The sequence below is a fragment of the Longispora fulva genome (genome assembly GCF_015751905.1).
GTDB lineage: Bacteria > Actinomycetota > Actinomycetes > Mycobacteriales > Micromonosporaceae > Longispora > Longispora fulva.
Genome location: NZ_JADOUF010000001.1, coordinates 7,752,078 through 7,776,648, shown reverse-complemented (window position 1 = coordinate 7,776,648; position 24,571 = coordinate 7,752,078). Strand labels below are relative to the sequence as shown.

General features: G+C 72.0%; 24 protein-coding genes. 6 read left to right on the top strand and 18 right to left on the bottom strand.

Translation table 11 applies throughout. The features are described 5' to 3' along the window. Positions 1 to 98 precede the first annotated feature (98 nt). Together IW245_RS36015 and ftsY are read right to left on the bottom strand one after the other, a co-directional pair. Positions 99 to 887, bottom strand: coding sequence for an aminoglycoside phosphotransferase family protein (locus tag IW245_RS36015; protein WP_197007556.1), 789 nt, complete (start codon positions 885 to 887; stop codon positions 99 to 101). A 2-nt stretch (positions 888 to 889) separates the two neighbouring features. After that, on the bottom strand, positions 890 to 2,023 hold the full coding sequence (ftsY, locus tag IW245_RS36010; protein WP_197007555.1) for a signal recognition particle-docking protein FtsY: 1,134 nt from the start codon (positions 2,021 to 2,023) through the stop codon (positions 890 to 892). A 67-nt stretch (positions 2,024 to 2,090) separates the two neighbouring features. Between ftsY and IW245_RS36005 the strand changes: the two genes are divergently transcribed. Continuing rightward, positions 2,091 to 2,855, top strand: coding sequence for a lysoplasmalogenase family protein (locus IW245_RS36005; RefSeq protein WP_197007554.1), 765 nt, complete (start codon positions 2,091 to 2,093; stop codon positions 2,853 to 2,855). 138 nt (positions 2,856 to 2,993) lie between these two features. Here IW245_RS36005 and IW245_RS36000 read toward each other — a convergent pair whose 3' ends face one another. The 5 genes from IW245_RS36000 to IW245_RS35980 all read right to left on the bottom strand — a co-directional run bounded on the left by IW245_RS36000 (position 2,994) and on the right by IW245_RS35980 (position 9,481). Further along, entirely contained in the window at positions 2,994 to 4,169 is a 1,176-nt protein-coding gene (locus IW245_RS36000; RefSeq protein ID WP_197007553.1) for an MFS transporter, read from the bottom strand. Positions 4,170 to 4,232: 63 nt separating this feature from the next. Then, the gene (locus tag IW245_RS35995) at positions 4,233 to 4,736 is read right to left on the bottom strand and encodes a TetR/AcrR family transcriptional regulator (protein ID WP_197007552.1); all 504 of its coding nucleotides are present in this window, start codon (positions 4,734 to 4,736) and stop codon (positions 4,233 to 4,235) included. 79 nt (positions 4,737 to 4,815) lie between these two features. After that, positions 4,816 to 5,472: an HAD family hydrolase gene (locus tag IW245_RS35990; protein ID WP_197007551.1), complete on the bottom strand. Its 657-nt coding sequence runs from the start codon at positions 5,470 to 5,472 to the stop codon at positions 4,816 to 4,818. Between the two features lie 43 nt (positions 5,473 to 5,515). Then, positions 5,516 to 9,130, bottom strand: a complete 3,615-nt coding sequence (locus IW245_RS35985) for an SMC hinge domain-related protein (protein WP_197007550.1) — start codon at positions 9,128 to 9,130, stop codon at positions 5,516 to 5,518. Between the two features lie 156 nt (positions 9,131 to 9,286). Continuing rightward, entirely contained in the window at positions 9,287 to 9,481 is a 195-nt protein-coding gene (locus tag IW245_RS35980) for a hypothetical protein (RefSeq protein WP_197007549.1), read from the bottom strand. A gap of 233 nt (positions 9,482 to 9,714) precedes the next feature. Here IW245_RS35980 and galE point away from each other — a divergent pair, with 233 nt between their 5' ends. Beyond that, a complete protein-coding gene (galE, locus tag IW245_RS35975) occupies positions 9,715 to 10,737 on the top strand; it encodes a UDP-glucose 4-epimerase GalE (protein WP_307788945.1) in 1,023 nt (340 codons plus the stop codon). Then, the gene (locus tag IW245_RS35970; RefSeq protein WP_231399050.1) at positions 10,737 to 12,131 is read left to right on the top strand and encodes a glycosyltransferase; all 1,395 of its coding nucleotides are present in this window, start codon (positions 10,737 to 10,739) and stop codon (positions 12,129 to 12,131) included. Before galE ends, IW245_RS35970 begins: the two co-directional genes overlap by 1 nt. On the opposite strand, the gene mutM is transcribed toward IW245_RS35970, so the two are convergent. The 7 genes from mutM to rsmD form a co-directional block, all read right to left on the bottom strand. Then, positions 12,104 to 12,955: a bifunctional DNA-formamidopyrimidine glycosylase/DNA-(apurinic or apyrimidinic site) lyase gene (gene mutM, locus IW245_RS35965; protein ID WP_197007547.1), complete on the bottom strand. Its 852-nt coding sequence runs from the start codon at positions 12,953 to 12,955 to the stop codon at positions 12,104 to 12,106. The two genes, IW245_RS35970 and mutM, sit on opposite strands and share 28 nt — an antisense overlap. A 65-nt stretch (positions 12,956 to 13,020) precedes the next feature. Further along, complete coding sequence (gene rnc, locus IW245_RS35960; RefSeq protein WP_197007546.1) at positions 13,021 to 13,740, bottom strand: ribonuclease III; 720 nt, start codon at positions 13,738 to 13,740, stop codon at positions 13,021 to 13,023. Positions 13,741 to 13,862: 122 nt separating this feature from the next. Then, positions 13,863 to 14,036 carry a 50S ribosomal protein L32 gene (rpmF, locus tag IW245_RS35955; RefSeq protein WP_197007545.1) on the bottom strand — a complete coding sequence of 58 codons (174 nt, stop codon included), beginning with the start codon at positions 14,034 to 14,036 and terminating at the stop codon, positions 13,863 to 13,865. A 4-nt stretch (positions 14,037 to 14,040) separates the two neighbouring features. Then, positions 14,041 to 14,592 carry a YceD family protein gene (locus IW245_RS35950; protein ID WP_197007544.1) on the bottom strand — a complete coding sequence of 184 codons (552 nt, stop codon included), beginning with the start codon at positions 14,590 to 14,592 and terminating at the stop codon, positions 14,041 to 14,043. A gap of 170 nt (positions 14,593 to 14,762) precedes the next feature. Further along, positions 14,763 to 15,260: an SPFH domain-containing protein gene (locus IW245_RS35945; protein ID WP_197007543.1), complete on the bottom strand. Its 498-nt coding sequence runs from the start codon at positions 15,258 to 15,260 to the stop codon at positions 14,763 to 14,765. Positions 15,261 to 15,271: 11 nt separating this feature from the next. Next, positions 15,272 to 15,751: a pantetheine-phosphate adenylyltransferase gene (gene coaD, locus IW245_RS35940; RefSeq protein ID WP_197007542.1), complete on the bottom strand. Its 480-nt coding sequence runs from the start codon at positions 15,749 to 15,751 to the stop codon at positions 15,272 to 15,274. Between the two features lie 72 nt (positions 15,752 to 15,823). Beyond that, positions 15,824 to 16,411 (bottom strand): 16S rRNA (guanine(966)-N(2))-methyltransferase RsmD, encoded by a 588-nt coding sequence (gene rsmD / locus IW245_RS35935; protein WP_197007541.1) that lies wholly within the window; start codon positions 16,409 to 16,411, stop codon positions 15,824 to 15,826. 142 nt (positions 16,412 to 16,553) lie between these two features. Here rsmD and IW245_RS35930 point away from each other — a divergent pair, with 142 nt between their 5' ends. Continuing rightward, positions 16,554 to 18,074, top strand: a complete 1,521-nt coding sequence (locus IW245_RS35930; protein WP_197007540.1) for an LAVTG motif-containing sortase-dependent surface protein — start codon at positions 16,554 to 16,556, stop codon at positions 18,072 to 18,074. 42 nt (positions 18,075 to 18,116) lie between these two features. Here the strand turns inward: IW245_RS35930 and recG are convergent, their stop codons facing one another. After that, positions 18,117 to 20,282 (bottom strand): ATP-dependent DNA helicase RecG, encoded by a 2,166-nt coding sequence (gene recG, locus IW245_RS35925; RefSeq protein ID WP_197007539.1) that lies wholly within the window; start codon positions 20,280 to 20,282, stop codon positions 18,117 to 18,119. A gap of 2 nt (positions 20,283 to 20,284) precedes the next feature. Further along, positions 20,285 to 21,763, bottom strand: a complete 1,479-nt coding sequence (locus IW245_RS35920) for a DAK2 domain-containing protein (protein WP_197007538.1) — start codon at positions 21,761 to 21,763, stop codon at positions 20,285 to 20,287. Positions 21,764 to 21,955: 192 nt separating this feature from the next. On the opposite strand from IW245_RS35920, the gene rpmB reads away from it, so the two are divergent. Continuing rightward, complete coding sequence (gene rpmB / locus IW245_RS35915) at positions 21,956 to 22,147, top strand: 50S ribosomal protein L28 (protein WP_197007537.1); 192 nt, start codon at positions 21,956 to 21,958, stop codon at positions 22,145 to 22,147. Between the two features lie 91 nt (positions 22,148 to 22,238). Then, on the top strand, positions 22,239 to 23,081 hold the full coding sequence (locus IW245_RS35910; RefSeq protein WP_233473060.1) for a polysaccharide deacetylase family protein: 843 nt from the start codon (positions 22,239 to 22,241) through the stop codon (positions 23,079 to 23,081). On the opposite strand, the gene IW245_RS35905 is transcribed toward IW245_RS35910, so the two are convergent. Both IW245_RS35905 and IW245_RS35900 read right to left on the bottom strand, forming a co-directional pair. Beyond that, entirely contained in the window at positions 23,078 to 23,566 is a 489-nt protein-coding gene (locus IW245_RS35905) for a GNAT family N-acetyltransferase (protein ID WP_197007536.1), read from the bottom strand. The two genes, IW245_RS35910 and IW245_RS35905, sit on opposite strands and share 4 nt — an antisense overlap. Then, positions 23,548 to 24,486: a thiamine-phosphate kinase gene (locus IW245_RS35900; RefSeq protein ID WP_197007535.1), complete on the bottom strand. Its 939-nt coding sequence runs from the start codon at positions 24,484 to 24,486 to the stop codon at positions 23,548 to 23,550. Before IW245_RS35900 ends, IW245_RS35905 begins: the two co-directional genes overlap by 19 nt. Positions 24,487 to 24,571: the final 85 nt, after the last annotated feature.

Sequence of the window (24,571 nt, the reverse complement as noted above, 5' to 3'; positions counted from 1 at the left end):
GGGCTGGAACGGATCGCCAGCCGTCTGCCGCCCAGGCTATTCGACACGCGCAACCCCAGAACGGGACCACTTCGACCAAGAGGGATATGACCGAATCGCTACCGCAGCGCGTACTCCAGCATCGGGCGCTCGTGGTCGATCAGCTGCAGGTCCCGCAGGGGGCGGCGGAGGTGGCCCTTGTGGACGATCCGCACGAACGCCGGGTCGCCGGCGCCCGCCATCCGCTGGATACCCTCCACATGGTCCACGATGCGCTTGCGGATGGTGCGGACCAGGCGGTGCCGGTCACGGGGGATCAGCCCGTACGCGTCGGCGAACAGCCGCAGCCGCCGGGGCCGGTCCGGTCGCCGCCAGCCCAGGGTCACCGAGTCGCGGTCGGAGAACAGCGGCACCCAGGTCCACGCCGCGTACGCCACGTCGTAGATCCGCGCGCCCGGCGAGGCCAGGTCGAAGTCGATCAGCGACAGGGTGCCGTCGGGCCGCCAGATCACGTTGTGCGGGGCGGCGTCGTGGTGGCAGACGATCTCGGTGTCCGGCGGCGGCGGGCCGAACGAGCGCCACACGGCCCCGGGCTGCGGCCGGAAGCCGTACTGCGCGTCGTGGAACATCCGCAGCATCGTCGCCACGGTCACCAGCGCCTCGTCGGTGACCCAGTGCTCCTTGAGCGGATACTCCCCGCACTCGCCCTCGGTGAACGACAACACCTCGCGGCCCTGCTCGTCGATGCCGAACGCCTTGGGCGCCCCGGTGAAGCCGACCAGGTCGAGATGGTGCAGCAACGCGTGCACAGCAGGGGTCCACGGCCCGGTGTTGCGGCGCACGGTGTCGCCGATCCGGACGACCGTGGACGTGTTCCCCCCGTAGAGCGGAATCTCCTGCTGCGTCAACGTCAGTCCCCCAGCAGAGCGTCCACGAAGGCGGCCGGCTCGAACGGCGCCAGGTCGTCCGGGCCCTCGCCCAGGCCGACGAGCTTCACCGGGATGCCGAGCTGGCGCTGGACAGCGATCACGATGCCTCCCTTGGCCGTACCGTCGAGCTTCGTCAGCACGACACCCGTGACGTCCACCGCCTCGGTGAACACCCGCGCCTGTGCCAACCCATTCTGACCGGTCGTCGCGTCGAGCACGAGAAGGGTCTCGTCCACGGGCCCGTGCTTCTCGATCACCCGCTTGACCTTGCCCAACTCGTCCATGAGGCCGACCTTGTTCTGGAGCCGGCCGGCGGTGTCGATCAGGACCGTGTCCACGCCGGTGTCGATGCCCCGCTTCACGGCGTCGAAGGCCACGCTCGCCGGGTCGCCACCCTCGGGCCCGCGGACGATCTCCGCCCCGACCCGGCCGGCCCAGGTGGCCAGCTGCTCGGTGGCGGCGGCCCGGAACGTGTCGGCGGCGCCGAGAAGGACGGTGCGGCCATCGGCGATCAGGACCCGGGAGATCTTTCCGCAGGTCGTGGTCTTGCCGGCCCCGTTGACGCCGACGACGAGGATCACGGCCGGCCGGCCGTCGTGGGCACTCTTCAGCGAACGGTCCAGGTCCGGGTCGAGGGCGGCGGTCAGCTCCTCGGCGAGGAGTCCGCGCAGCTCGGCGGCGGTGCGCGTGCCCAGCACCCGGGTGCGCTCGCGGAGCCGGGCGACGATCACCCCGGTCGCCTCGACCCCCACGTCGGCCGTGATCAGGGTCTCCTCGATCTCGTCCCAGACGTCGTCGTCGAGCTTGTCGCTGGCCAGCAGGGCCAGCAGCCCGCGACCGAGTGTGCTCTGCGAGCGGGCGAGCCGGGCCCGGAGCCGGACGAGCCGACCCGCCGTGGGCTCGGGCCGTTCGACCGTCACCGGCGCGGGAGCGGCTTCGCCGATCTCGGGGGTACGAGTGGGGACCGACCCGGTCTCCGCCGGCTCCTCCGGCGCGATCCGCGGCCGTACGGGCGGCGCCTCGACGGCCCGCCCCGAGCGCCGGGCGACGACCAGTCCCGCGCCGCCCAGCAGCAGCACGACCCCGAGAATGACGGCGTAAACCCACAAGTCCATGGGGAAGATCCTGACAGATGCCCGCCCGGTAGCCGAGGGCTCCTCTGGGCTGGGGCAGGATGGTCACATGTTGGGACGTTCGCCGCTCGCCGGCTTTGTGAACAAAGTAACCCCCCGGGGGAATCTGGTGGGTTACGCCGGCCTGGCGGTCCTGGACACCCTGGCCATCCTCGCCGGGAAGCCGAAGGCCCGCCGGCTGATCAAGCCGGCCCTGATGCCGGTGCTCGCGGCGGCGGTCGCCGCCCCCGACCCGGGGCCCGTCCAGCGGCGGGTGGCCACGGCGCTGACCCTGTCGGCGGCCGGGGACACCGCCCTGCTCGGGAAGAGCCGGCTGGCGTTCCTGTCCGGGGCCGGGGCGTTCGCCGGGGCGCACGTCAACTACCTGGCCGCCGTCAACGGCCTGGGCGACCGGCCGGGCATGCTGCGGTACCGGCCGTGGCTCGCCGCGCCGTACGCGCTCGCGCTCGCCGGCTTCGCCGCCGTGTTGCCGGGGGTCGCGAAACGCACCGGGTGGGGCGAGGCCGTGGCCGGCTTCGGGTACGCGGGGCTGCTCACCGCCGTGGCCGTCAGCACGCTTGACCTGCGCGGACGGCGGGGCGAGGATCCGCGCTGGGACGCCGCGGCGACCCGGGCCGCGACCGGTGGCGCGCTGTTCGTGGTGTCGGACTTCCTGGTCGGGCTGCGGCGGTACCGGCAGGCGGGTGGCGCGGGTGGCCGGGCCGACACGGTGCTGGACGCCGGGGTGATGGTGACGTACACGGCGGCACAGGCGATGCTGGCGCTGGGGTTGACGGAGCTGGCCCGGCAGCAGGACGGGGTCGTGCGGGACTGATCGCGGGTGGCCTTGGCGGGCGGGGCGCTCCGCGCCCCGCCCGCCAAGGCCACCCGACCTCACGGATCACCCCCGGCCCCCGGCAGGATGTGCCGCCGCCCCCAGGCCCAGGAACCTCCGTAACCCTCATAGGGTCTTTCAGGCGTTGACGAGCTCCCGCTCCTCCACGGCCACCGGCAGCACCGTCCCGGGCCGGGTCAGCCGCGATCCCACCGCGATGGCCACCGACACCCCCACCACGATCCACAACGCCGTCCGCAGGCTCGAGTGGTCGGCCGCGAACCCGAGGACGACGGGCCCGAGCAGCAACCCGGTGTACCCCATCGCCCCGACCTGCGCCACGGAGGCGCCGGACTGCGCCCCGCCCACGGTCCCGGCCATCGACATCGTGATCGGGATGACGGTGCAGATCGCGAACCCGACCACGAACAACGCGGTCAGGCCGCCGAACGGGCCGGGGGCGAGAATCAGCCCGACGAGCACGAGCGCGGTGGCCGCCCCGGACCCGACGAGCATGTTCCGGGTCCCGAACCGGTTCCGCAGCCGGTCCCCGAACAGCCGACCGATGATCATGGAGAACTCGAACAGCGGGTAGCCGAGCGCCGCGACCGCCTCGGTCGACCCGAGGTCCCCGGACAGGTACAGCCCCGACCAGTCCGCGATCGACCCCTCGACCAGGAACGCGGCGAACGCCAGCGCCCCGATCAGGTACACGGTGCGCGGCAGCTTCCGCCGCGGCGCGCCACCGGCCACCCGGGCGCCCCGCGCGTCGGGCAGGTACGTGAAGCCGAGCGCGAGGGCCGCGGGCACCCCGACGGCGGCGGCGGCCACCAGCGCCTGGCCGAAGGTCAGGCCGAGCGCGGCGGTGCCGGCCCCGGCCAGGCCGCCGGTGAGCGCGCCGACGCTCCAGCCGGCGTGCATGCCGTTCATGATGGAGCCGCCGTGGGCCTGCTCGACCGTGACGGCCTGGGAGTTCATCCCGATGTCCATCATCCCGAAGACCATGCCGTAGACAACGACGGCCGCGAGCAGGCCGGGATAGTTGGGGGCCGCCGCGACCAGGACCAGCGACAACGCGGTCAGCGGGGTGGCGACCCGCAGCACGGCGTGGCTGCCGAACCGCAGCATCACGGCGCGCATCGACTGCATCGCGACCAGGGCGCCGACGCCCCAGGCGAGCACGGCGAGGCCGACCTGGCCGGCGTCGAGGTGGAACGTGGCGGCCAGCGCGGGGATACGCGTGACCCACACCCCCATCAGGAGACCTGCCAGTGCGAACGTCAGTGTGGTGCCCCAACGGGCGCGGTTGATCATCGTGTACCTCCCTGCACGGGTAGCAGCCGTCACCCACGCGGGTGACGGCTGGAGAAAGTGGATCTAGATCAGGTCGAGCAGCCGCTGGCGCAGCTCGGCGAGCCGCTGGGCGTCATACGTGCCGGGGGCCATGTGGCAGACCTCCCACACCCCCTCGGCGGCGAGCCGGACCAGCTGGCTGGTCACCTCGTCCCCGGTGTCGGGGTGGGTGTGCCAGCGGCGGAACGCGACCCGGAGCGGCTCGGACATCCCGGCGTCGGTGGCGGCGGCCGTGACGACGGCCCAGCGCCGCCCGGTGACGGCCGGGTCCCCGGCGACGACCTCGAAGGTCGCGGTGACGTAGGCACGGGCGTAGGAGCCGTCGAAGTGCGACTCGATCGACCGGTCGAACTCCTCGACGAGCCGCTCGACCAGCGCCTGGATCAGGGCTTCCTTGGTCTTGAAGTGGTAGAGCAGGCCGCCCTTGCTCACGCCGGCCCGCTCGGCGACGGCGGACAGCGTGAACGCGCCGGTGCCCTGCTCCACGAGCAGCGCCTCGGCGGCGTCCAGGATCCGTCCGCGAGTCATGGGATGACTGTACCGTCCAGCCGGTACAGTAGCCAGGGAATAGAGAGCCGACTCACACGGCCGTGCGAGTCGGTCCGGGCTAGCCGGCCTTGGGCAGGCCGAGCGCGACCCTGAGGTAGTCCAGGTCCGAGTGGCCGGTGAACCGGAACGACGCCATGCCGGCCACCCGGGCCCCGTTGATGATCCGGTCGCTGTCATCGACGAAAAGACACAGCTTCGGGGGCACGCCCACCGTCGCCGACGCCTCGACGAAGTACGCCTTGTCGGGCTTGCGCAGCTTCAGCACCGACGAGTTGACCACGTGGTCGAACTGCCCGGCCAGGCCCAGCTCCGCCAGGTCGGCGTCGAGCCGGTCCGTCGCGTTGGTGCACAACGCGACCGGCAGCCCGGCGGCCCGCACCTCCCGGACGAACTCCAGCACCACCTTGTCGACCTCGCCGTGGTCGGACTGCCAGTCGGCCACCGCCGCCCGGGCCCGGGCCATCCGGTCGTCCGGCCCGTTCTCCGGGGTCGGCCACGCCAGCGTGTGCAGCGCCTCGGCGGTGAGCAGCTCCCACTCCGCGTGGCTGATCTCGCCCTCCACCACCGGGTTGAGCAGGCTGTGGTGGAACGCGATCTCCGGCAGCGCCCCGGCGCGCAGCCCGTGCCGCTCCTCGACCGCCGCCAGCCGCTCGATCGAGAAGTACCGCAGCACTCCGTCGAGATCGATCAGCAGGGCTTTGCAGGTGTCTCTCACGACTGTGTCTCCTAGTTCGTGGATCAAAGGCCGCTGTGACCGCTCACGCTTCCTTGAGCTTCTGGCTGATCACCTGCGAGACGCCGCCGCGCATGGTGACGCCGTACAACGCGTCGGCGATCTCCATTGTCCGCTTCTGGTGCGTGATGACGATGAGCTGGCTGTTGTCCTGCAGCAGCTTCATCACGTCGAGCAGCCGGCCCAGGTTCACGTCGTCCAGGGCTGCCTCGACCTCGTCCATGATGTAGAACGGGCTGGGCCGGGCGCGGAAGATCGCGCACAACAGGGCCACGGCCGTCAGCGACCGCTCGCCACCGGACAGCAGCGAGAGCCGCTTGACCTTCTTGCCGGGCGGCCGGGCCTCGACCTCCACGCCCGTGAGCAGCAGGTTGTCCGGGTCGGTCAGGACGAGGCGGCCCTCACCGCCCGGGAACAGGGTCTGGAACACGATCTGGAACTCCCGGGCCGTGTCCTCGTACGCGTCGCGGAACACCTCCAGGATCCGGTCGTCGACCTCCTTGACCACGGTCAACAGGTCCCGCCGGGTCGCCTTGAGGTCCTCCAGCTGATCCGAGAGGAACTTGTACCGCTCCTCCAGCGCCGCGAACTCCTCCAGCGCCAGCGGGTTGACCTTGCCGAGCAGCGCCAACTCCCGCTCGCCCCGGGCGGCCCGCTTCTCCTGCACGGCCCGCTCGAAGCGCACCGGGTCGCCGTCCTCGACCGGGATCAGCGCCTGCGGCCCGTACTCGTCCAGGAGCACCGTGGGTTCGATGCTGTAGTCCTCGACGGCCTTGGCCTCCAGCTGCTCGATCCGCAGCCGCTGCTCGGCGCGCGCCACTTCGTCGCGGTGCACCTGGCTGGTCAGCCGCTCCAGTTCGCCGGACAACTCCCGGACCCGGGCCCGTACCCCGACCAGTGCCTGCTCCCGCTGCGCCTTGGCCGTGCTGGCCTCCTCGCGCTCCGCCGTGGCCACGCTCAGCGAACCACTGATCCGGTCCAGGGCGATCCCCGCGCCGAGGGACACCGCGTGCGCGACCCGGGCCGCGCGCTCCCTGGCCGCCCGCCGCTCGGCGGCCTTCTCCCGCGCGGCCCGCTCCTGCCGGGCCTGCCGGGCCAGCCCCTCAGCCCGGCCGGACAGGGCCAGCACCCGCTCCTCGGCGGTCCGGACAGCGAGCCGGACCTCCATCTCGCCCTGACGTGCGGCCTGCGCCGCCGAGGCCAGGTAGTCGCGCTCCTCGGTGGACGGATCCTCGTCGACCGGCAGGTCCTCGGCGGCCTGGAGCCGCTCCTCCAGCTCGGCGAGCCCGGCCAGGTCCCGCTCGCGGGCCGCCTCGGCCTTCTCCCACGACGCCTTGTACCGGTCCACCTCGCTCTGCGCACTGCGCGCCGCGGCCCCCAGCTCGGCGAGCCGGCGCTGGACGGCGTTGCGCTGCGCGTCGGCCTCGCGGCGCAGATTGGCCACGGCGGTGACGGCCTCGCGCCGGACGGCCAGCTCCTCGCGGGCGATCTCCAGCTGGTCGGCCAGCTCACCGGCCCGCTCCTCGAACTCGGCCTTGCGCAGCTTGGCCTCGTCCACGGCGGCCTGGACCTCGAGCAGGCTCGGGGCCTTCGCGGAACCGCCGGCGGCTTGCCCGGCGGCGAGGACGTCGCCGTCGGTGGTGACGGCCGTCAGGCCGGGGTGGTCGGCGAGCAGCGCGCGGGCCGCGGCCAGGTCGGGGACGAAGACGAATCCCCGCAGCACGGCGGCCACGGAGTCCGCGAGGTTCCCGGGGGCCCGCACGACGTCGAGAGCCCAGCGCGCACCGGACGGCAGGGCTGGGCGGCCACCGGCGACGCCGGCCACCTGCCCACCGCTACCGGCGGCTCCGGCGGCTCCGGCGGCCGCAACGACGCCGTCTCCGGCTCGGCCGCCGTCGCCAGCGGCTCCCGGCAGCCGGCCACCGGCCGCGACCAGCAGCGAGGCCCGCCCCGCGTCGTCGGCCTTGAGCATCGTGATCGCGGCCGTCGCCGCGTCCACCGAGTCCACGGCCACCGCGTCGGCCAGCCCACCGAGGGCCGCGGCCAACGCGGCCTCGTAGCCGGAGTCCACAGTCAGCAGGGAAGCGACGCTGCCGAGCACCCCCGGCGACCGCCCGGCCGCGGCGAGCAGCGCCCCGGCCGCGTCCTTGCGGCGTAGGCCCAGCTCCAGGGCCTCCGCGCGCGCCTTCCAGCCGGAGACCTCCCGCTCGGCGGCCCGCTCGGCGTCGGTGAGTTCCTTGATCCGTGCGGTGACCAGGTCCGCCGCCTGCTTGGCGTCGGCGTGCCGCACGTCGAGGTCCGCGCCGCCCTCGTCCACGGCCTCGCCCTCGCCCTGGGCCTCGGCGAGGGCGACGGCGGCGTCCTCGGCCCGGGTCCTGGCCTCGTTCAGGGCCGTGCTGAGCCGGGTCAGCTCCTCGGCCGCCGCCGCGACCCGGCTGCGGACCGCGCCGACCTGGCCGGACAGCTTGGCGAGCCCCTCACGGCGGTCCGCGACGGCCTTGGCCGCTGTCACCAGGGCGCGCTCGGCCTCGCGGAGCCGGACCTCCAGCTCCTGGCGGGCGAAGACGGACTCCTTGAGCCGTTCCTCGTCCTCCTCGAGGGCTTCGCGGAGGCCGTTCTCCTGCTCGCGGATCTTCTGGGCCTCGGCCTCCAGCTGCTCCGGGTCCCGGCCGGCGCGCTCGTCGGCCGGCTCGGTGGACAGGTAGCGCAGCTTCTCGGCGGCGAGCTGGGCCGTCGAGCGCAGCCGCTCCTGGAGCGCCGACAACCTGTACCACGTCTCCTGGGCCCTGGCGAGCGCCGGCGCGTCGGCGGCCAGGGCGTTCTCCAGCTCGGCCAGCTCGGCGGAGGACTCCGCGTACGATGCCTCGACGACCTCGCGGCGCTCCCGCAGCGCGGTCTCGTCAGCGACCTCCCGGTGCAGGGTGCCGCGCAGGGTGGCCAGGTCGTCGGCGAGCAGCCGGAGCCGGGAGTCGCGCAGGTCGGCCTGGATACCGGCGGCCCGGCGGGCGATCTCCGCCTGCTTGCCGAGCGGCTTGAGCTGGCGGCGCAGCTCGGTGGCGAGGTCACCGATCCGGGTCAGGTTCGCGAGCATGGCGTCGAGCTTGCGGAGCGCCTTCTCCTTGCGCTTGCGGTGCTTGAGGACACCGGCGGCCTCCTCGATGAAGGCGCGGCGGTGCTCGGGGTTGGCGTGCAGCACGGTGTCGAGCTGGCCCTGGCCGACGATGACGTGCAGCTCACGGCCGATGCCGGAGTCACTGAGCAGTTCCTGGATGTCGAGGAGACGGCAGGAGTCGCCGTTGATCTCGTACTCGCTCTCGCCCGTCCGGAACAGCCGGCGGGTGATCGACACCTCGGTGTAGTCGATGGGCAGCGCACCGTCGGTGTTGTCGATCGTCAGGGTCACCTCGGCGCGGCCGAGGGCGGCACGGCCGGTCGTGCCGGCGAAGATGACGTCCTCCATCTTGCCGCCGCGCAGGGATTTCGCGCCCTGTTCACCCAGAACCCAGGCGATGGCATCGACGACGTTGGATTTGCCTGAGCCGTTCGGGCCCACCACACAGGTGATGCCGGGCTCCAGGCGGAGCGTCGTGGCGTTGGCGAAGGACTTGAAGCCCTTGACCGTGAGGCTCTTGAGATGCACCTGCCGAGGTTACCTACCTGGTCACAGCAGTGCGCGCCGACCCACAACCAGGGACGGCGCGCTTATGTTTGATCTCGGAGAGATCGGGTATCGCTGTTGTCTGATCCCGGAGAGATCGGGTGTTTCTGTCCTTCTGTCGGGCGTGCGCGGATGGCCTCAGGCCATGACCGGCTCGGAGAGGCGCAACAGCTCCTCCTCCGTCGAGACCGCGGCAGCCAGCCGGTCGTTCTCGGCCCGCAAGCGGGTCATTTCGAACTCCAGCGCGTGAACCGTCGCACGCAGTTTGGTGACCTCGTCGAGCAGCCGGCGATCGGGCAGGCTACCGACGTGGCCATAGAGGGCCTTCGCCATAGCATCTCCTTGATGAATAAATGTCGCTGAGTGCAGATGTGCCAGTTGGGCCAGAACCCGCGACCCGCCGCCGGGTATCTCGAACGCACCGAATACCAGGCGCACGTGGGCGCGACTAGCGACCTCTATATCGTCCACCGCACCCCGTTGCAAGTCAAGTTAAGGTGAGTCAAGTCGGCTCAACTCTGTAACGGTTGACTGTCCCAAGTCTGACAAACTTACACTTACAGCGTGTGATCATCGTTGTATCTCGTGTGGCATGGCTGGTGACAGGTGGAGCCGGGTATATCGGTGCGCACGTTGTGCGCGCGCTCATGGGTGCTGACCTGCGCGTCGTCGTTCTGGACGACCTTTCAGCCGGCAGGGCGGGGCGGCTGCCGCCGACCGTTCCGCTGATCCGCGCCGATGTCCGGGACCGGATGACGGTCCGTGACGCGATCATCCGGTACCACGTGAGCGGAGTCATACACCTGGCGGCGCTCAAGGACGTCGCGGCCTCGTACGAGGACCCGCTCGGCTACCACCGCGCCAATCTCGACACCCTCGCAGATCTCCTCGAGGTGCTGGTCGACCTTCGGACACCTCACCTGGTGTTCTCCTCCACCGCCGCCGTGTACGGCACGGCGGACTCGTACGCGGAGGACGCGCCCACCCGGCCGTCGAGCCCGTACGGGCGGACGAAACTGGCCGGCGAGTGGCTGATCGGCGACGTGGGCGCCGCGACCGGGCTGAACCACGCGATCCTCCGGTTCTTCAACGTGGCCGGGGCCGGGGCGCCGGCCCTCGCCGACACCGGCGGCGACAACCTCCTCCCCCGGCTGCTGCGGGCGGCGGTCGAGGGTGGGAAGGCCACTGTGCACGGCACCGGGCACCCCACGCCCGACGGCAGTTGCGTCCGGGACTACGTGCACCCGTCCGACATCGCCGGCGCGCACGTCGCGGCCGTCCGCGCCCTGGAGGCGGGCGGCCTCACCGCCGACACCCTGAACGTGTCCCGGGGCGTCGGCGTGTCCGTCCTCGAACTGATCGCCGCCGTGGAGCGGGCCACGGGCCAGCCGCTGCCGTACGTCGTCGGGGAACCCCGGCCCGGCGACCCGCCCACCGCCGTCGCCGACCCCGCGCGGATCCGGGACCGGCTCGGCTGGCGGGCGCAGCGCAGCCTGGACGACATCGTCGGGTCAGCGTGGGCCGCGACGGCCGCCCAGCTGCGGATCGCCCGGCAACGCCGCCCGCACGACGTGGCCACGACCCTCTGATGCTGCGGGTGGCGCTGCTCGCCGACCGGATCGACCACGAGGTCCTCGACCTGCTGCGCGGGCTCCGTCGGCACGAGTTCCACCTGGTGACCCTGGACGACGACGGCCCCGCCCTCCCGGTCGCCGCCGGGCTGTGGCCCGCAAGGTCGGCACTATCCGGATCGGGCATGCGGTCCGAGGCGGCGTCCCGGCCCGGCCCGGGGTCCGGGTCCGGCATGGGCGGACGATCCGATCCGAGCGGCCGGTCCGGCGCGGGTGGATGGGCCGGTGGCGGCGGGTTGCCCGGCAACGTGCTGTCCATGACGAACCTGCCGCGCCGCCTCCCCGCCTCGGACGACGGCCGGCCGACCCGGGAGCCGACCGGCCGGTGGCCGATGATCGCGGGCGCCACGACCTGCGACGGCACCACACTCACGGAAGCCTGGCTCCGCCACGGGGCCGCACTCCACGGCGTGCTGGATGGATCAGCGCCGAGCTGGGCCGCAGTCCGGAAACCGAGCACCTGGCTGATCCGGGAGGCCGCCGCCCGCCACCTCAGCCGGGGATACCTGCGCGGCGACCGTCGGACACTCGCCGTCGGGCTGCGGATGCTGGCCGGACTGTCGTGTCCCGGCGGCCGGGCCGCCCACCCCGGAACGGTCGCGGCGGGATGGCGGATGCTGGCCGGCGTGCACGATCCCGGTACCGGTCCGGGCGGCGTCCCGTTCCAGCCCGTGGTCGGGCCGCACCCGCTCGGGCGGGTCCGGCTGGACGCGCTCGGCGGGGAGTCGCTGCCCGCCGGCCACGCCGCCGTCCTGCACGACGCCCTGCGGCCCCTCGCGCTGCGGTTGCCCCCGGTGCACGTGGTGCACGCGATCGGCCCCCGGGCGGGGCTCGCCGCGCTGGCGCACAGCTGGCGGCGCGGGACGCCGTACGTCCTCAGCGGGGTCGACCCGGGCGGACCGGTCACCGGGCTGTGCCACGACCGGGCGTACCGGGCGGTCGCACGCCGCCTCGTCCTGGACGCCAGGGACTATCCGCCCCGGCGCGCCGAGCCGGCCGTGCCCGCAGTGCTGGAGGTGGCCGGCGGGTCACCGCTGGGCGCCGCGCACTACGCCGGGGCCACCGTGGTCGTGGCGACCGCCGGGCCGACGTTCCCACTGGTCGAGGCCATGATGTCCGGGCTGCCCGTGGTGGCGGTGGAGGCCGACGGCGTCGCGGATCTCCTCGGCGGCGCCGGGCTCGTTGTGCCCGCCACAGCCGTGCGCGCGACCTGTGACCGGCTGCTCGCCGACCCGGAGCTGCGCTGGCGGCTCGGGCTGCTCGCCCGGCGACGGGCCCTGGACCGGCACGCGCTCGGCTTGTGGCTCGCCGCGCACGAGGAGCACTACCGCGTCGCGGCCGGCGGCGGCTGACAGGTCGGGCAGGAGTACGCGGAGCGGTTCATCCACGGTTCGCGGCGGATCGGGTCGCCGCACCGCTTGCAGGGCTCGCCCTCGCGGCCGTACGCGTTGATCACCAGGGAGAAGTAGCCGCCCTGGCCGTTGACGTTGACGTACTGCGAGTCGAAGCTCGTCCCGCCCTGGACCACGGCCTCGGCCAACACGTCCCGGATGTGGCCGAGCAGCTCGGCGACCTGCTCCTCCGTGAGTTCGGCCACCGGGTGCGACCAGTGCAGACGGGAGCGCCACAGTGCCTCGTCGGCGTAGATGTTGCCGATCCCGGAGATCAGGGTCTGGTCGAGCAGGGACCGCTTGACCTCGGTCCGCTTCCGGCGGAGGCGCGCCGAGTACTCCGCGTCGTCGAAGAGCGGGTCCAGCGGGTCGCGGGCGATGTGCGCCACGCTGGCCGGCAGGTCGGCCCCGCCGTCGGCGTAGTCCAGGTACCCGAATATGCGTTGGTCGACGAAGCGCAGCTCCGGCTGGTCGTCGGCGAAGGACAGCCGGACCCGCAGGTGCTTGTCCGCCGGCTCGTCGGCCCCCTTGAGCAGGAACTGGCCGGACATGCCCAGGTGGCACAGCAGCGCGTCCCCGGAGTCCAGAGGCAGCCACAGGTACTTGCCCCGCCGCGCCGTGCCCGTGATCGTCCGTCCTCGCAGGAGGGAGGCGAAGTGGTCCGGGCCGGGTTCGTGGTTGCGCACGGAGCGGGGGTGCAGCACCTCGACGTCGGCGATGGACCGGCCCGGCAGCCAGCGGTCCAGTCCGGCCCGGATGGTCTCGACCTCGGGGAGTTCAGGCATGCTCTGAGTTTCGCACTACTGTGCGATCTTCGACCATCCGGCCACCGCCGCCTGGTGCCGCCCGGCTAGTCCGTGGCCGGTTTGCGGTCCGACAGGTCCCGCCATGCCAACTCGGCCGCCCGCTGCTCGGCCTCCTTCTTCGTCCGACCGCCCCCGGCGCCGAACTGCTCGCCGGCGACGACCGCCCACGCCGTGAACGTCTTGGAGTGGTCGGGCCCCTCCTCGGCGATTAGGTACTCCGGCACGCCGAACCCGTGGGTCGCGGTCAGCTCCTGGAGGCTGGTCTTCCAGTCCAGGCCGGCCCCGCGCTGGGATGCGGCCTCCATCACCGGGTCGAACAGGCCGTGGATCACGCCGGTGGTGATCTCCAGGCCGTGTTCGAGGTAGATCGCGCCGAGCATGGCCTCCAGGGTGTCGGCGAGGATGCTCGACTTGTCCCGGCCGCCGGTGGCCTCCTCGCCCTTGCCGAGGTAGAGGTACTCGCCGAGCCCGTTCGGCCCGAGGCCCCTGGCGACCTCCGCGAGGGCCCGCATGTTGACGACGCTGGCCCGCAGCTTGGCCAGCTGGCCCTCGGGCAGGTCGGGGTGGTTCAGGTACAGCGCGGTGGTGACGACCACACCGAGGACCGAGTCGCCGAGGAACTCCAGCCGCTCGTTGGTCGGCAGGCCGCCGTTCTCGTAGGCATACGACCGGTGGGTCAGCGCCCGTTCGACCAGGCCCTGCTCGAGTCGCACGCCGAACGCGGCTTCCAGCAGACTCAGCGGTGGTCGGTGATGGGCGGCCATCGGTCCCCTCTCGGGCAGTAGCGGATTCCCAAAAGGGACATTACCGGCATAGGCAAAAAGTTAAGGGTTGCCCACGCGCATCGCTGCGCGTGGACAACCCCGAAAAACTACGGAGAGGCGCTTTAGACCTCGACGACCTGACGGCCGTTGTACGTGCCACAGGTCTGGCAGACCGCGTGCGCCAGCTTGTCGGCCTTGCACTGCGGGCAGGCCACGGTCGGCACGACCTGGGCCTTCCAGTTGGCCCGACGGGACCGGGTGTTGCTGCGCGACATGCGACGCTTCGGAACGGCCACGTCTCTACTCCTCAGATGCTTTGATCTTGCCAAGCGCGGCCCAGCGTGGGTCAACCGCCTCATGGCTGTGGTCATCAGGCAGATCGTCCCAGGGAACTCCGCACTCGGAGCACAGGCCTGGGCAGTCCTCGCGACACACCGGATTGGTCGGCAGAGCCAACACCACCGTGTCCCGCAGAGTCGGCTCGAGGTCGAGCAGATCGCCCTCGAGTCGACTGACCTCGTCCTCGTCGGTGGTCTCCGCCGTGGTGCTGTCCGGGTAAGCGAACAGCTCCGAGAGGTGGACCACCGTCGTGGTGTTGATCGGGCGTAGGCACCGGCCGCACTCGCCCTCGAGCGGGGCGGTCACCGAGCCGCTCACGAGGACGCCCTCGGAGACGGACTGCAACCGCAGCTCGAGCGTGAGCTCGGAACCGGTCGGAACGCCGATCAGCTCCACACCGAGATCCACCGGCGCCGGGACGGTGCGACGCAACTCACGCATGGCGCCAGGGCTCCGCGGCAGCTCCCGGGTGTCCAGGACCAGCGGTGCTCGGGCATCAAGATGAGTAGACATGCTTCCGTCTGCGGGCGTCAGGGAATCTCGACCCGGATAGGCCGACGAACCAGGTTACCTGACCAGGTCCGTCCCGCCCAACTCGGCCCGAGCCACCACCGGCCCGCGCCACGCTCGCCAGGACATTCACCGCTTCGAGGGCAAAATCAACCCAACGCGACGGGTACCCCTCAGAAAGGCAGCGGCCGGTCACCGTCGTCGGGGGTGAACGAGCCGATCTCGCGCAGGGCGTGCATCTTGTCGCGGCCCCGTTCGATCGCGGCCAACGCCTTCGTCAGGAACTGCTCGAAGTTCGCCAGGGTGGTGTCGACGTAGTCGTCCACCTCGTCGCGCAGCCGCTGGGCCTCCTGGCGGGCCTCGGAGACCAGCCGGGACGCCTCGTGCTCGGCCGACACCGTGATCTCGTTCTGCGACACCAGACGGGCGTGCTCGGCCTCGGCCTCGGAGACGATCCGGTCGGCCTCGCGCTGACCCGCGTTGATGATCTTGTCCCGCTCCTCGAGCAGGGCCTGGGAGCGGCGCAGGTCGGCCGGCAGCTCCCCGCGCAGCTCGTCGAGGAGCGCGATCATCTCGGACCGCTCGATCACGCAGTTGCTGCGCGACATCGGCATCGAGCGCGCAGCCTCGACGTACGTGACCAATTCGTCGATCCGGTCGAGCGGGTCCACTGACGCCTCCCCTAAGCCTGAGCGAACTTGTCGGCCAGCCGCCGCGCGACCACGTCCGGCACGTAGGCCGAGACGTCGCCGCCCCACTTCGCCACTTCCTTGACGAGACTGGACGCGATGAAAGAGTAGAGCGGATTCGTGGCCATGAAGAGCGTCTCCACCCCCGCGAGTCCGACATTCATCTGTGCCATCTGGAGCTCGTAGTCGAAGTCGCCCGCGACCCGCACGCCCCGGACGATCGCCCGCACGTCGTTGACCTTGCAGTAGTCGACAGTGAGCCCCCGGAACGAGTCCACCCGGACGTTCGGGAGCTGTCCGGTCGTCTCGCGGAGCAGCTCGATCCGCTCGTCGAGGGTGAACAGGCCGGCCTTGGTGTCGTTGATGGCGACGGCGACGATGACCTCGTCGAACAGGCGGCTGGCCCGCTCGACGATGTCGAGATGACCCTTGGTCACCGGGTCGAAGGAGCCCGAGCAGAGAGCACGATTCACGAGGCGGACCGTACCAAAGACCGGGGCCCGGCGACGTTCCGGCGCGCTCCCGCCGGGGCGGTCACCGGACCGTCACACCGGTTCGGACGGCAGCGCGGCGGCCTCGTGCCGCGAATACCACAAAGTGGTGTCGCCGTACTTGCGCGGCTTGTCGGCGACCAGGCCCGCCGGCCACTCCGGCTCGGCCGACCGCTTCGCCCGCTCCACGACGACCACCCCGCCCTCGGTCAACCAGCCGTTGGCCATGAGTCCGGCCAGCATGCCGGCCACATCGGAGTCGGTGACCGCATAGGGCGGATCGGCGAAGATGATGTCGTACGGCGCCGGAGGGGCGGTCTGTACGGCGGAGTCGACCTTGGAGACCAGCAGTTCCACCGAACCCGTGGCACGCAAGGTCACAATGTTGTCACGAATGGTCCGGGCCGCCTTGGCGCCGGACTCCACCAGCAGGACGTGCGCCGCGCCCCTGCTGTAGGCCTCCAGGCCGATCGCGCCGGAGCCGGCGTACAGGTCGGCGAATCGTGACCCATCCACGCCGATCCGACTCTCCAGCGCGCTGAACAACGCCTCGCGCACCCGGTCGGAGGTGGGACGGGTGTCGGCCCCGTCGGGGACGGCGAGGCGCCGCCCGCCGTGGGCTCCGGCGACGATCCGGGTCATCGGGTGAGTCCTTTCCGGCCATATTCGTTCAGCGTTCTGACGGTACACGCGCGTTTCGTGCTCGCGGGCACCGAGCGTTACTCTCCGCGAGCCTGGCGCGCGACAGCCGCCGGCGCCCCTCGATCTTCCCTGGAGTCCCACCTTGAAGCGAACCCTCCGCCGCCTCGGGGCGGTCGCCGGTGCCGCGCTGGTCGGCCTGACCGCCACCTTCGCCCTGGCCAGCCCCGCGAGCGCGCACGACTCCTCCGTCACCCCCACCACCGAGTGTGACCGCGCCACCGGTGAGTGGATCGTGACGTGGACCGTCGGAAACGACTTCAAAACCGAGGGCACAATCAGCGCGGTCAAGGCCACGCCGACCGACGTCACCTTCGACAAGCTGGTCATCCCGGTCCCCACGGGCAACGCCAACGGTTACGTCAGCGGCACCCAGCGGGTGCCTGGCGACACCAAGAAGGCAACGCTGAGCCTGACCGTCACCTGGCCCGACGGCTACCACGTCAGCTTCCCTGGCGGCACCAAGAAGAACCCGCACGCCCTGCCCACGGTCACCTTCAAGGACGTCTGCAAGAAGAAGCCCGTCCCGCCGACGTGTCTGAAGGCCTCGCGGGCGCACTTCAGCCACACCTTCGACGGCCCGAAGGGGCTCGCCACGGTCTCGCTCAAAGGCGACCTGCCGCTGTGCGACGGTGAGAAGCAGCCGTTCACCCTGGTCTCGTTCGTGTCCCCGGGTGACTCGCCGGACGATGCGTCGTTCGTCTTCGACGTGGACAGCAAGCTGATCGACCCCACCCACAAGACGATCTCGCTGGCGGTCAAGGTGCCGGCCTGCAACGTCGAGGTGCTCCTGATCAGCGCCACCCTGGACACCGCGCCGGACCTGACCGTCGCGTCCGCGCAGGGCAACGACACCAAGGTGTCCGTGCCGCTGGCCAAGAAGGGCGGCACCGACAAGGACAAGCTGCCGTACCTGCTGGACCACTACTCGGGCCCGGCAGTGGACTGCGCCGCCGTGCCGACCGTCAACGCCCTCCCGGCGTGTGACGGCAGCGTCGGCCTCACCCTGATGAACGGCGAGTCCGCCACCCTGGACGCGACCTTCGTCGTCACTGCCGCCGGCGGCTTCTCCGAGACCGTCACCCTCAAGGCCGGCGAGGTCAAGGTCGTCACCATCCCGGCGGCGAAGGCCACCGGGATCGTGGCCGGCGTCAAGAGCTCCGACGGCAAGAGCACCAAGGAGCTCTTCAAGGGCGACTGGACCGCGCCGAAGAACTGCGCCGCGCCGACCGTCGCCGGCACCTCCGACTGCAAGAACCTGACGGTCACCGTCACCAACCCGGTCGGCGGCCTGCCGAGCGTCACGGCGACGATCGAGTACGGCGACAAGAAGTCCGAGGTCGTCAAGCTCGCGGCCGGCGAGAAGAAGGACGTCGTGATCGCCGGCACCGCCGGGCTCACCGCGACCGTGACGATCGACGAGAAGGTCACGAACGTGGCCTACGCGCCGGACGCCTCGTGCACCGCGACCAAGCCGGGCGGCGGTGACCTGCCCGTCACCGGTGCCTCGATCGGCATCGCCGCCGGTGTGGCCGCCGCGCTGCTGGCCGTCGGTGGCTTCCTGTTCGTGGCCGCCCGTCGCCGCCGGACGACGTTCACCGCGTAACACCGCACCGTGAGAGGGCCCCGCTCCGGCGGGGCCCTTTTTCTAACCCTTTTCCAGGTACTCCGCGCGGTCCTCCGCGACGAGTGTCGCCACGGTCGCGGCGAGCACCGGGTGCCGTTCCAGTTCGAGGTCCTCGGCGAGGAGTGCCGTGGCCGCGGCCCTGGCCTCGGTGATCAGGTCCGCGTCCTTGATCACGGAGAGCAGCCGCACCGCCGAGCGCTTCCCGGACTGGGCCGCGCCGAGCACGTCGCCCTCGCGGCGCTGTTCCAGGTCGAGCTCGGCGAGCCGGAACCCGTCCGTCGTGGACGCCACGGCCGCCAGCCGCTCCCCCGACGGGGACTCCGGCACAGCCTCCGAGACGAGCAGGCACAGGCCCGGCGCGCTGCCCCGGCCGACCCGGCCGCGCAGCTGGTGCAGCTGGGAGACGCCGAACCGTTCCGCGTCGAGGATCACCATCATGGTCGCGTTGGGCACGTTGACCCCGACCTCGATGACCGTGGTGGCGACGAGGACGTCGACGTCGCCGGCGGCGTAGGCGCGCATCACCGAGTCCTTGTCCTCGGCGGGCATCCGGCCGTGCAGGATCTCCACCCGCAGGCCCTTCAGCGGGCCCTCGGCCAGTTCGGGGGCGACGTCGAGCACGGCGAGCGGGGGTCGGCGGTCAGTCGCCCCACCCGGCTCCTCGTCGCCGATCCGGGGGCAGACGACGTAGGCCTGGTGGCCCTTGCCGACCTCCTCGCGGACCCGGGCCCACGCCCGGTCGAGCCAGCGTTGGTCGCCCATCGGCACGACGTGGGTCGCGATCGGGGACCTGCCGGCCGGCAGCTCGGTGAGCGCGGAGACCTCCAGGTCGCCGTAGACGGTCATGGCCACGGTGCGCGGGATCGGGGTGGCCGTCATGACCAGGGTGTGCGGCGGCTGGTCGGCCTTGGCGCGCAGGATGTCGCGCTGCTCGACGCCGAACCGGTGCTGCTCGTCGACGACGACGAGGCCCAGGTCGGCGAAGTCGACGCCCTCGGACAGCAGCGCGTGGGTACCGATGATGAGCCCGGTCTCCCCGGAGGACAGCCCGGCGAGCACCCGGCGGCGGGCGGCGACGCCCAGCGATCCCGTGAGCAGTTCGACGCCGAGGGCCGCGGACCCGCCGAGCATCCCGGCCAGGGCCTTCTCGTCCGCGCGGGCGGCGAGCGGGCCGAGCAGTTCCACGATGCCCCGGTGGTGCTGGCCGGCGAGCACCTCGGTCGGGGCGAGCAGCGCCGCCTGCCCGCCGGAGTCGACCACCTGCAGAATCGCGCGCAACGCGACGAGCGTCTTGCCCGCGCCCACGTCGCCCTGCAGCAGCCGGTGCATCGGGTGCTCGGCGGCCATGTCGGCGGCGATCTCGGCCCCGACCTGGACCTGCCCGTTCGTCAACGTGTACGGCAGCGACTTGTCGAACGCCGCCAGCAGCCCGTCCGCCCGCCCCGGCCGCGCCCTGGCAGGCCAGTCGGCGGCCCGCTGCTTGCGCTGCACGAGCGTGACCTGCAACGCGAAGGCCTCGTCCCACTTGAGGCGCTTCTTCGCCGCGTACAGGGCCTCCTTGGACGCAGGCCGGTGGATGTCGCGGAGCGCGGTGTCGAGGCCGACGAGCTTGCGTTCGGCGCGCAGGGCGGACGGCAGCGGGTCCGGCGGGGGCTCGACCATCTCCAGGGCCAGCCGGACGCAGCGCGAGATGGTCCAGGTGGGCAGGCCGGCCGCCGCCGGATACACCGGGATGATCGCGCCGGCGAACTCCTCGATCTCGTTGGCGGCGTTCTCGTCGTCGGGGTCGAGGAGCACGTACTCGGGGCCGTTGAGCTGCCGTTTCTCCCGGAACTCCGTGACCTTGCCGGCGAACAGGCCCCACTTGCCGACCTTGAGTTCGCGTTCCCGCCACGGCTGGTTGAAGAACGTTGCGGTGATGGTGCGGATCCCGTCGCCGATCAGCACCTCGAGGATGCTGCCCCGGCGCTGCTTCATCTGCTTGGCCGTGACCCGCTGCACCTGGGCCATCAGGGTGACCTGGTCGCCGATCTCCAGGGTGGCCAGGTCGGTGTGCTCGCCGCGCTCGTCGTACCGCCGGGGGTAGTGCCGCAGCAGGTCCCCCACGGTCCGCAGGCCGAGCGCCTTCTCCAGGGGCGCCGCGGCCGGCCCTACGACGCCCTTCAGCGGGGTTTCCAGCGTGACCACTACTACTCGACCCCGATCAACAGCGGCTGTGACTGGCCACCCGGATACGCCCGGGCCTCCACGAACGGCCACTTGCGGGCCAGGTGCGCGAGCAGCTCGGCGTCCAACCCGGCGGGGGCGTCGGCGCCGAACAGCAGGGTCACCAGCTCCCCGCCGGCGGCCAGCACCCGGTCGAGGACGGTCACGCAGGCCGTGGCCAGGTCGTGGCCGACCAGGTTCACCTCGCCGTCCACGAGGACCACGACGTCACCGGCGTGGGCGGGTCCGGCGATGGTCATGGCGTCGCGGGTGGCGAACGTCACCTCCGCGTACCGGCAGGCGCCGGCCGCCTCCGCCATCGCGATCACGTCGTCGTCGAGCGCCCGGCCCGGGTCGTGCACGGCGAGCGCGGCGAGGGCCTGCACCGGGGAGCGCAGCGGGATGACCCGGTCCCCCTTCCAGCCGGCCGGCGGCGTGCCGAGCGCGATCACGGGGCGGGTCACGCCGTCGGTGCTGGTCAGCACCCCTTCGGCGGCCAGCAGCTCGCGCAGGCCCTCCCCCTCGACGAACGCCACGACGCTGCGGGCGGTCGGCGACTCGTCCTCGAACCGGGTGACCCTGATCCGGTACGGCCGGCCCGCCTCCACCCCGGCCTCGATCGCCGCGCCGACATCGTTGACGTGCGCGTGCACGTTCCACGAGCCGTCGCCGGTGCCCACGATCACCACGGAGTCGCCGAGGTCGCCGAGGATGTCGCGGAGCGCGCCGGTGTCGGGCGCGTCGAGCAGGTACTGCACCTCGTACGCGTACTCCTCCGAGCCCTCCTCGCGCGCGGTGAGCAGCAGGGTCGGGTCGGCGGCCACCCTGGCTAGCGGCGCGCGGGCGGGTGCGACGCCGGTCACGACCTCGACCAGGGCGTTGAGGAACAGCACGAGGCCCCGGCCGCCCGCGTCGACCACGCCGGCCCGGGCCAGGGCCGGCAACTGCTCGGTGGTGTGCGCCAGGGCGACCTCGGCCCCGAGCGCGGCGGCGGAGGCCACGGCGGCCAGGTCGTCGGAGCCGGACTCCTCCGCGGCGTCGGCCGCGGCCCGGGCGACGGTCAGCACGGTGCCCTCGACGGGCGTGGACACGGCCGCGTACCCCGTGGTCACGGCCGCGCGCAGGGCCCCGGCGAGCGCCCGGCCCCGGGCGTCCGGACTGGCGGAGAGCGCGTCGGCGATCCCGCGCAGCAGCTGGGACAGGATCACCCCGGAGTTGCCGCGCGCGCCGAGCAGCGCGCCCCGGGCCATGCAGTGCAGGACCTTGCCCAGCTCGGCCAGCTCCGGCTCGGCGAGGAGCGCGCGCTGGGCGGAGTCGAGGGTGAACACGAGGTTGGTGCCGGTGTCGCTGTCGGGCACCGGGTACACATTGAGGTCGTTGATCTCGCGTTGGTGCCGGCGGAGCGCCGCGAGCGCGGCGGCGCACCAGCGGCGCACCGCACCCGCGTCCAGACTGTCCAGCACGACTAGTTACCCTAGCGGAGAACCCGGTGTGTGTTTCCTGACCTGCTGTCCGGTCCGCGGGTCGGGGCGGGACCCGGATTAGAGGTTCCGCCTTCCTGTCAGGTAACCTTGCCGGGTTGCCCTGCACCCCGGGCGACCGTGTCTTGCTGCGACCAACGCGCGGCCGGAAGTGACTGATCCAGGAGAACAATCATGTCTAGCGTGTGCGACGTCTGCGACAAGCGGCCGGGCTTCGGCCACAACGTGCCTTGGTCGAAGAAGAAGACCAACCGCCGCTGGAACCCGAACATCCAGACCGTGCGTACCCCGGCTGGTGGCGGCAACACCAAGAAGGTCAACGTGTGCACCTCGTGCCTGAAGGCCGGCAAGGTCACCAGGGCCTAGTCACGCGCGCCTAGTTCCACTTCGAATCCGACCGTTCACCCTGATGATCTTGGGGGGACGGTCGGATTTTTTTACAGTACTCTTTCCAATTGTGCGCCCCCTCCTCCCCAGGACCGTCCTGGTAGCCATCGCCCTATCGCTCGGGTTCGCGGTCACCAGCTGCGGTCCGCCGCCCGGCTCCGAGGCCGGCGCTGCGCCCACCCCGAAGGCCACCGCGCCCCAGCCGACGCCTGAGCACCAACAGTCCTCGCCCAAGGGCCCGGAGCGCCGCCCGCTGGCCCCGGCGCTCAACGGCAAGGCGATCGGCCCCGGCGGCTCACTGCAGGGCACCGGCGGTACCACTGTGGCGCTGACCTTCGACGACGGCCCCGACCCGGTGCAGACCCCGGCGCTGCTCGACGCGTTGCTGCAGAACCACGTGCGGGCCACGTTCTGCCTGGTGGGCAAGCAGGTCAAGGCGAACCCCGCCCTGGTCCGGCGGATCGTCGCCGAGGGCCACACCGTGTGCAACCACTCCTGGGAACACCGCACGGACCTGGGCGACCTGCCCGATCGTGAGATGCTGAGCGACCTGTCCGCGACGAACGACGCGATCCACGAGGCGGAACCCAAGGCCCGGATCCGGTACTTCCGCGCGCCCTACGGCAAGTTCAACAAGCGCATGGTCGACAACGCCGCCCTGCTCGGCATGAACTCCATCTTCTGGGACGTCGACGACCTGAGCTACAAGGACGAGGACCGGGGCACCGGCGAGGTGATGGTCGCGTTCATGTCCAAGCGGATCCGGACCCTGATCCGGCCGGGGACCATCGTGCTGTCCCACGACTTCGGCCGGCCGCAGACCCCGGTCACGTACCGGAACATGTTGCCGTGGCTGAAGACCCAGTTCTCCCTGGAACCCCTCCCGGTCACCGACCTCCCCGACGGCCGCTAGAGAACGCGGCCCAGGAAGACGGCCTCGGCGTAGTCCTTGTAGTGGCCGTAGGGCTCGATCGGGTCGTAGCCGCACTTCTCGTACAGCGCGATGGCCTCCGGCTGCTTCGGGCCGGTGTTCAGGATCAGCCGGATCCGGCCGGCGGCCCGGGCGCTGTCCTCCACGGCGGCGAGCAGCGCGATGGCCACGCCCCGGCCCCGGACCGCCGGGACGGTGTACATCCGCTTGAGCTCCGCGTCGTTGTCGCCGTCGCTGCGCCAGCCCGCGCAGCCGACCGGTTCGCCGTACTGCCAGGCGGTCAGGAAGTCACCGCGCGGCGGGGCGAACTCCGCCGGGTCGACGGCCGCAGCGTCGGGGCCGCCGTACCGTTCGGTCTGGTCGAGGTAGATCTCCTCGAGGAGCCGCTGGACGACGGGGTCGGTGTACGGCAGGGACCGGAAGACGAGATCGCTCACAGTGAACAACCCTATCGGAAGTGGTCCCATCCCTTCTGCCCGATATACCGGCGGCCGTCGACCGTGACCCCGCCGCCGTGGCTCACCCGGCCGATCACGTGCCAGTCGTCGGTGAGGTCGGCGTACGGCGGGAAGGTGGCCGCCAGCGCGTGGTCGTCGCCCCCGGCGAGCACCCAGCTGTACGGGTCCACGCCCAGCGCCTTGGCCGCGTCGACCATCGCCGCCGGCACGTCCAGGGCGGCGCGTTGCACGTCGATGGCGACCCCGCTGGCCGTGGCGATGTGGCCGAGGTCGGCGAGCAGGCCGTCGGAGATGTCGAGCATCGCGGTCGCGCCGAGCTGGTTGGCCTGGGGGCCGGCGGCGTAGTGCACCTCGGGGTGGCGGTAGGCGTCCACCAGGAGTTTCGGGGACCGGAAGCCGCGGGACAGGATGGTCAGGCCGGCGCCGGCGTAGCCGAGGCGGCCCGCCACCGCCACCACGTCGCCGGGGCGGGCGCCGCCGCGGAGCACGGGTTTCGCGCCGCGCAGGTCGCCCAGGGCCGTCACGGCGATGGTGAGCACCGGGCTCGCGGAGATGTCGCCGCCGACGACGGCCGCCCCGGCGAGGGCGGCCTCGGCGGCCAGTCCGTCGGCGAGTTCCTCGGCCCAGGCGACGTCCAGGTCCGGTGGGCAGCACAGGGCGACGAGCAGCGCGGTCGGGTAGCCGCCCATGGCCGCGATGTCGGCGAGGTTCGCGGCGGCGGCCCGGCGGCCGATCTCGGTGCCGGAGGCCCAGTCGCGGCGGAAGTGCCGGCCCTCGACGAGGACGTCGGTGCTCGCGAGCACCCGGGAGTCCGGGGCCGCCACGAGTGCCGCGTCGTCGCCGGGGCCGAGGAGCACCCCGGGTCCGGTACCCAATCGGGCGGTTATTCGGGCAATCAACCCGAACTCCCCCGTCTTGGCGACTGTCATTTCCGCACTCCCCTGCGCTCTGCGATCCGAATCCTGCCCCGCTGCGGTAGTTTCACAGTTCACACCCTGTGCGTCGACGGCAAAG

Coding starts and splice junctions, on each gene's coding strand:
- ftsY (WP_197007555.1), bottom strand. CDS start 2,023: ATGGACTTGTGGGTTTACGCCGTCATTCTCGGGGTCGTGCTGCTGCTG.
- IW245_RS36005 (WP_197007554.1), top strand. CDS start 2,091: ATGTTGGGACGTTCGCCGCTCGCCGGCTTTGTGAACAAAGTAACCCCC.
- IW245_RS36000 (WP_197007553.1), bottom strand. CDS start 4,169: ATGATCAACCGCGCCCGTTGGGGCACCACACTGACGTTCGCACTGGCA.
- IW245_RS35995 (WP_197007552.1), bottom strand. CDS start 4,736: ATGACTCGCGGACGGATCCTGGACGCCGCCGAGGCGCTGCTCGTGGAG.
- IW245_RS35980 (WP_197007549.1), bottom strand. CDS start 9,481: ATGGCGAAGGCCCTCTATGGCCACGTCGGTAGCCTGCCCGATCGCCGG.
- IW245_RS35970 (WP_231399050.1), top strand. CDS start 10,737: ATGCTGCGGGTGGCGCTGCTCGCCGACCGGATCGACCACGAGGTCCTC.
- mutM (WP_197007547.1), bottom strand. CDS start 12,955: ATGCCTGAACTCCCCGAGGTCGAGACCATCCGGGCCGGACTGGACCGC.
- rnc (WP_197007546.1), bottom strand. CDS start 13,740: ATGGCCGCCCATCACCGACCACCGCTGAGTCTGCTGGAAGCCGCGTTC.
- IW245_RS35950 (WP_197007544.1), bottom strand. CDS start 14,592: ATGTCTACTCATCTTGATGCCCGAGCACCGCTGGTCCTGGACACCCGG.
- rsmD (WP_197007541.1), bottom strand. CDS start 16,411: ATGACCCGGATCGTCGCCGGAGCCCACGGCGGGCGGCGCCTCGCCGTC.
- rpmB (WP_197007537.1), top strand. CDS start 21,956: ATGTCTAGCGTGTGCGACGTCTGCGACAAGCGGCCGGGCTTCGGCCAC.
- IW245_RS35905 (WP_197007536.1), bottom strand. CDS start 23,566: ATGGGACCACTTCCGATAGGGTTGTTCACTGTGAGCGATCTCGTCTTC.
- IW245_RS35900 (WP_197007535.1), bottom strand. CDS start 24,486: ATGACAGTCGCCAAGACGGGGGAGTTCGGGTTGATTGCCCGAATAACC.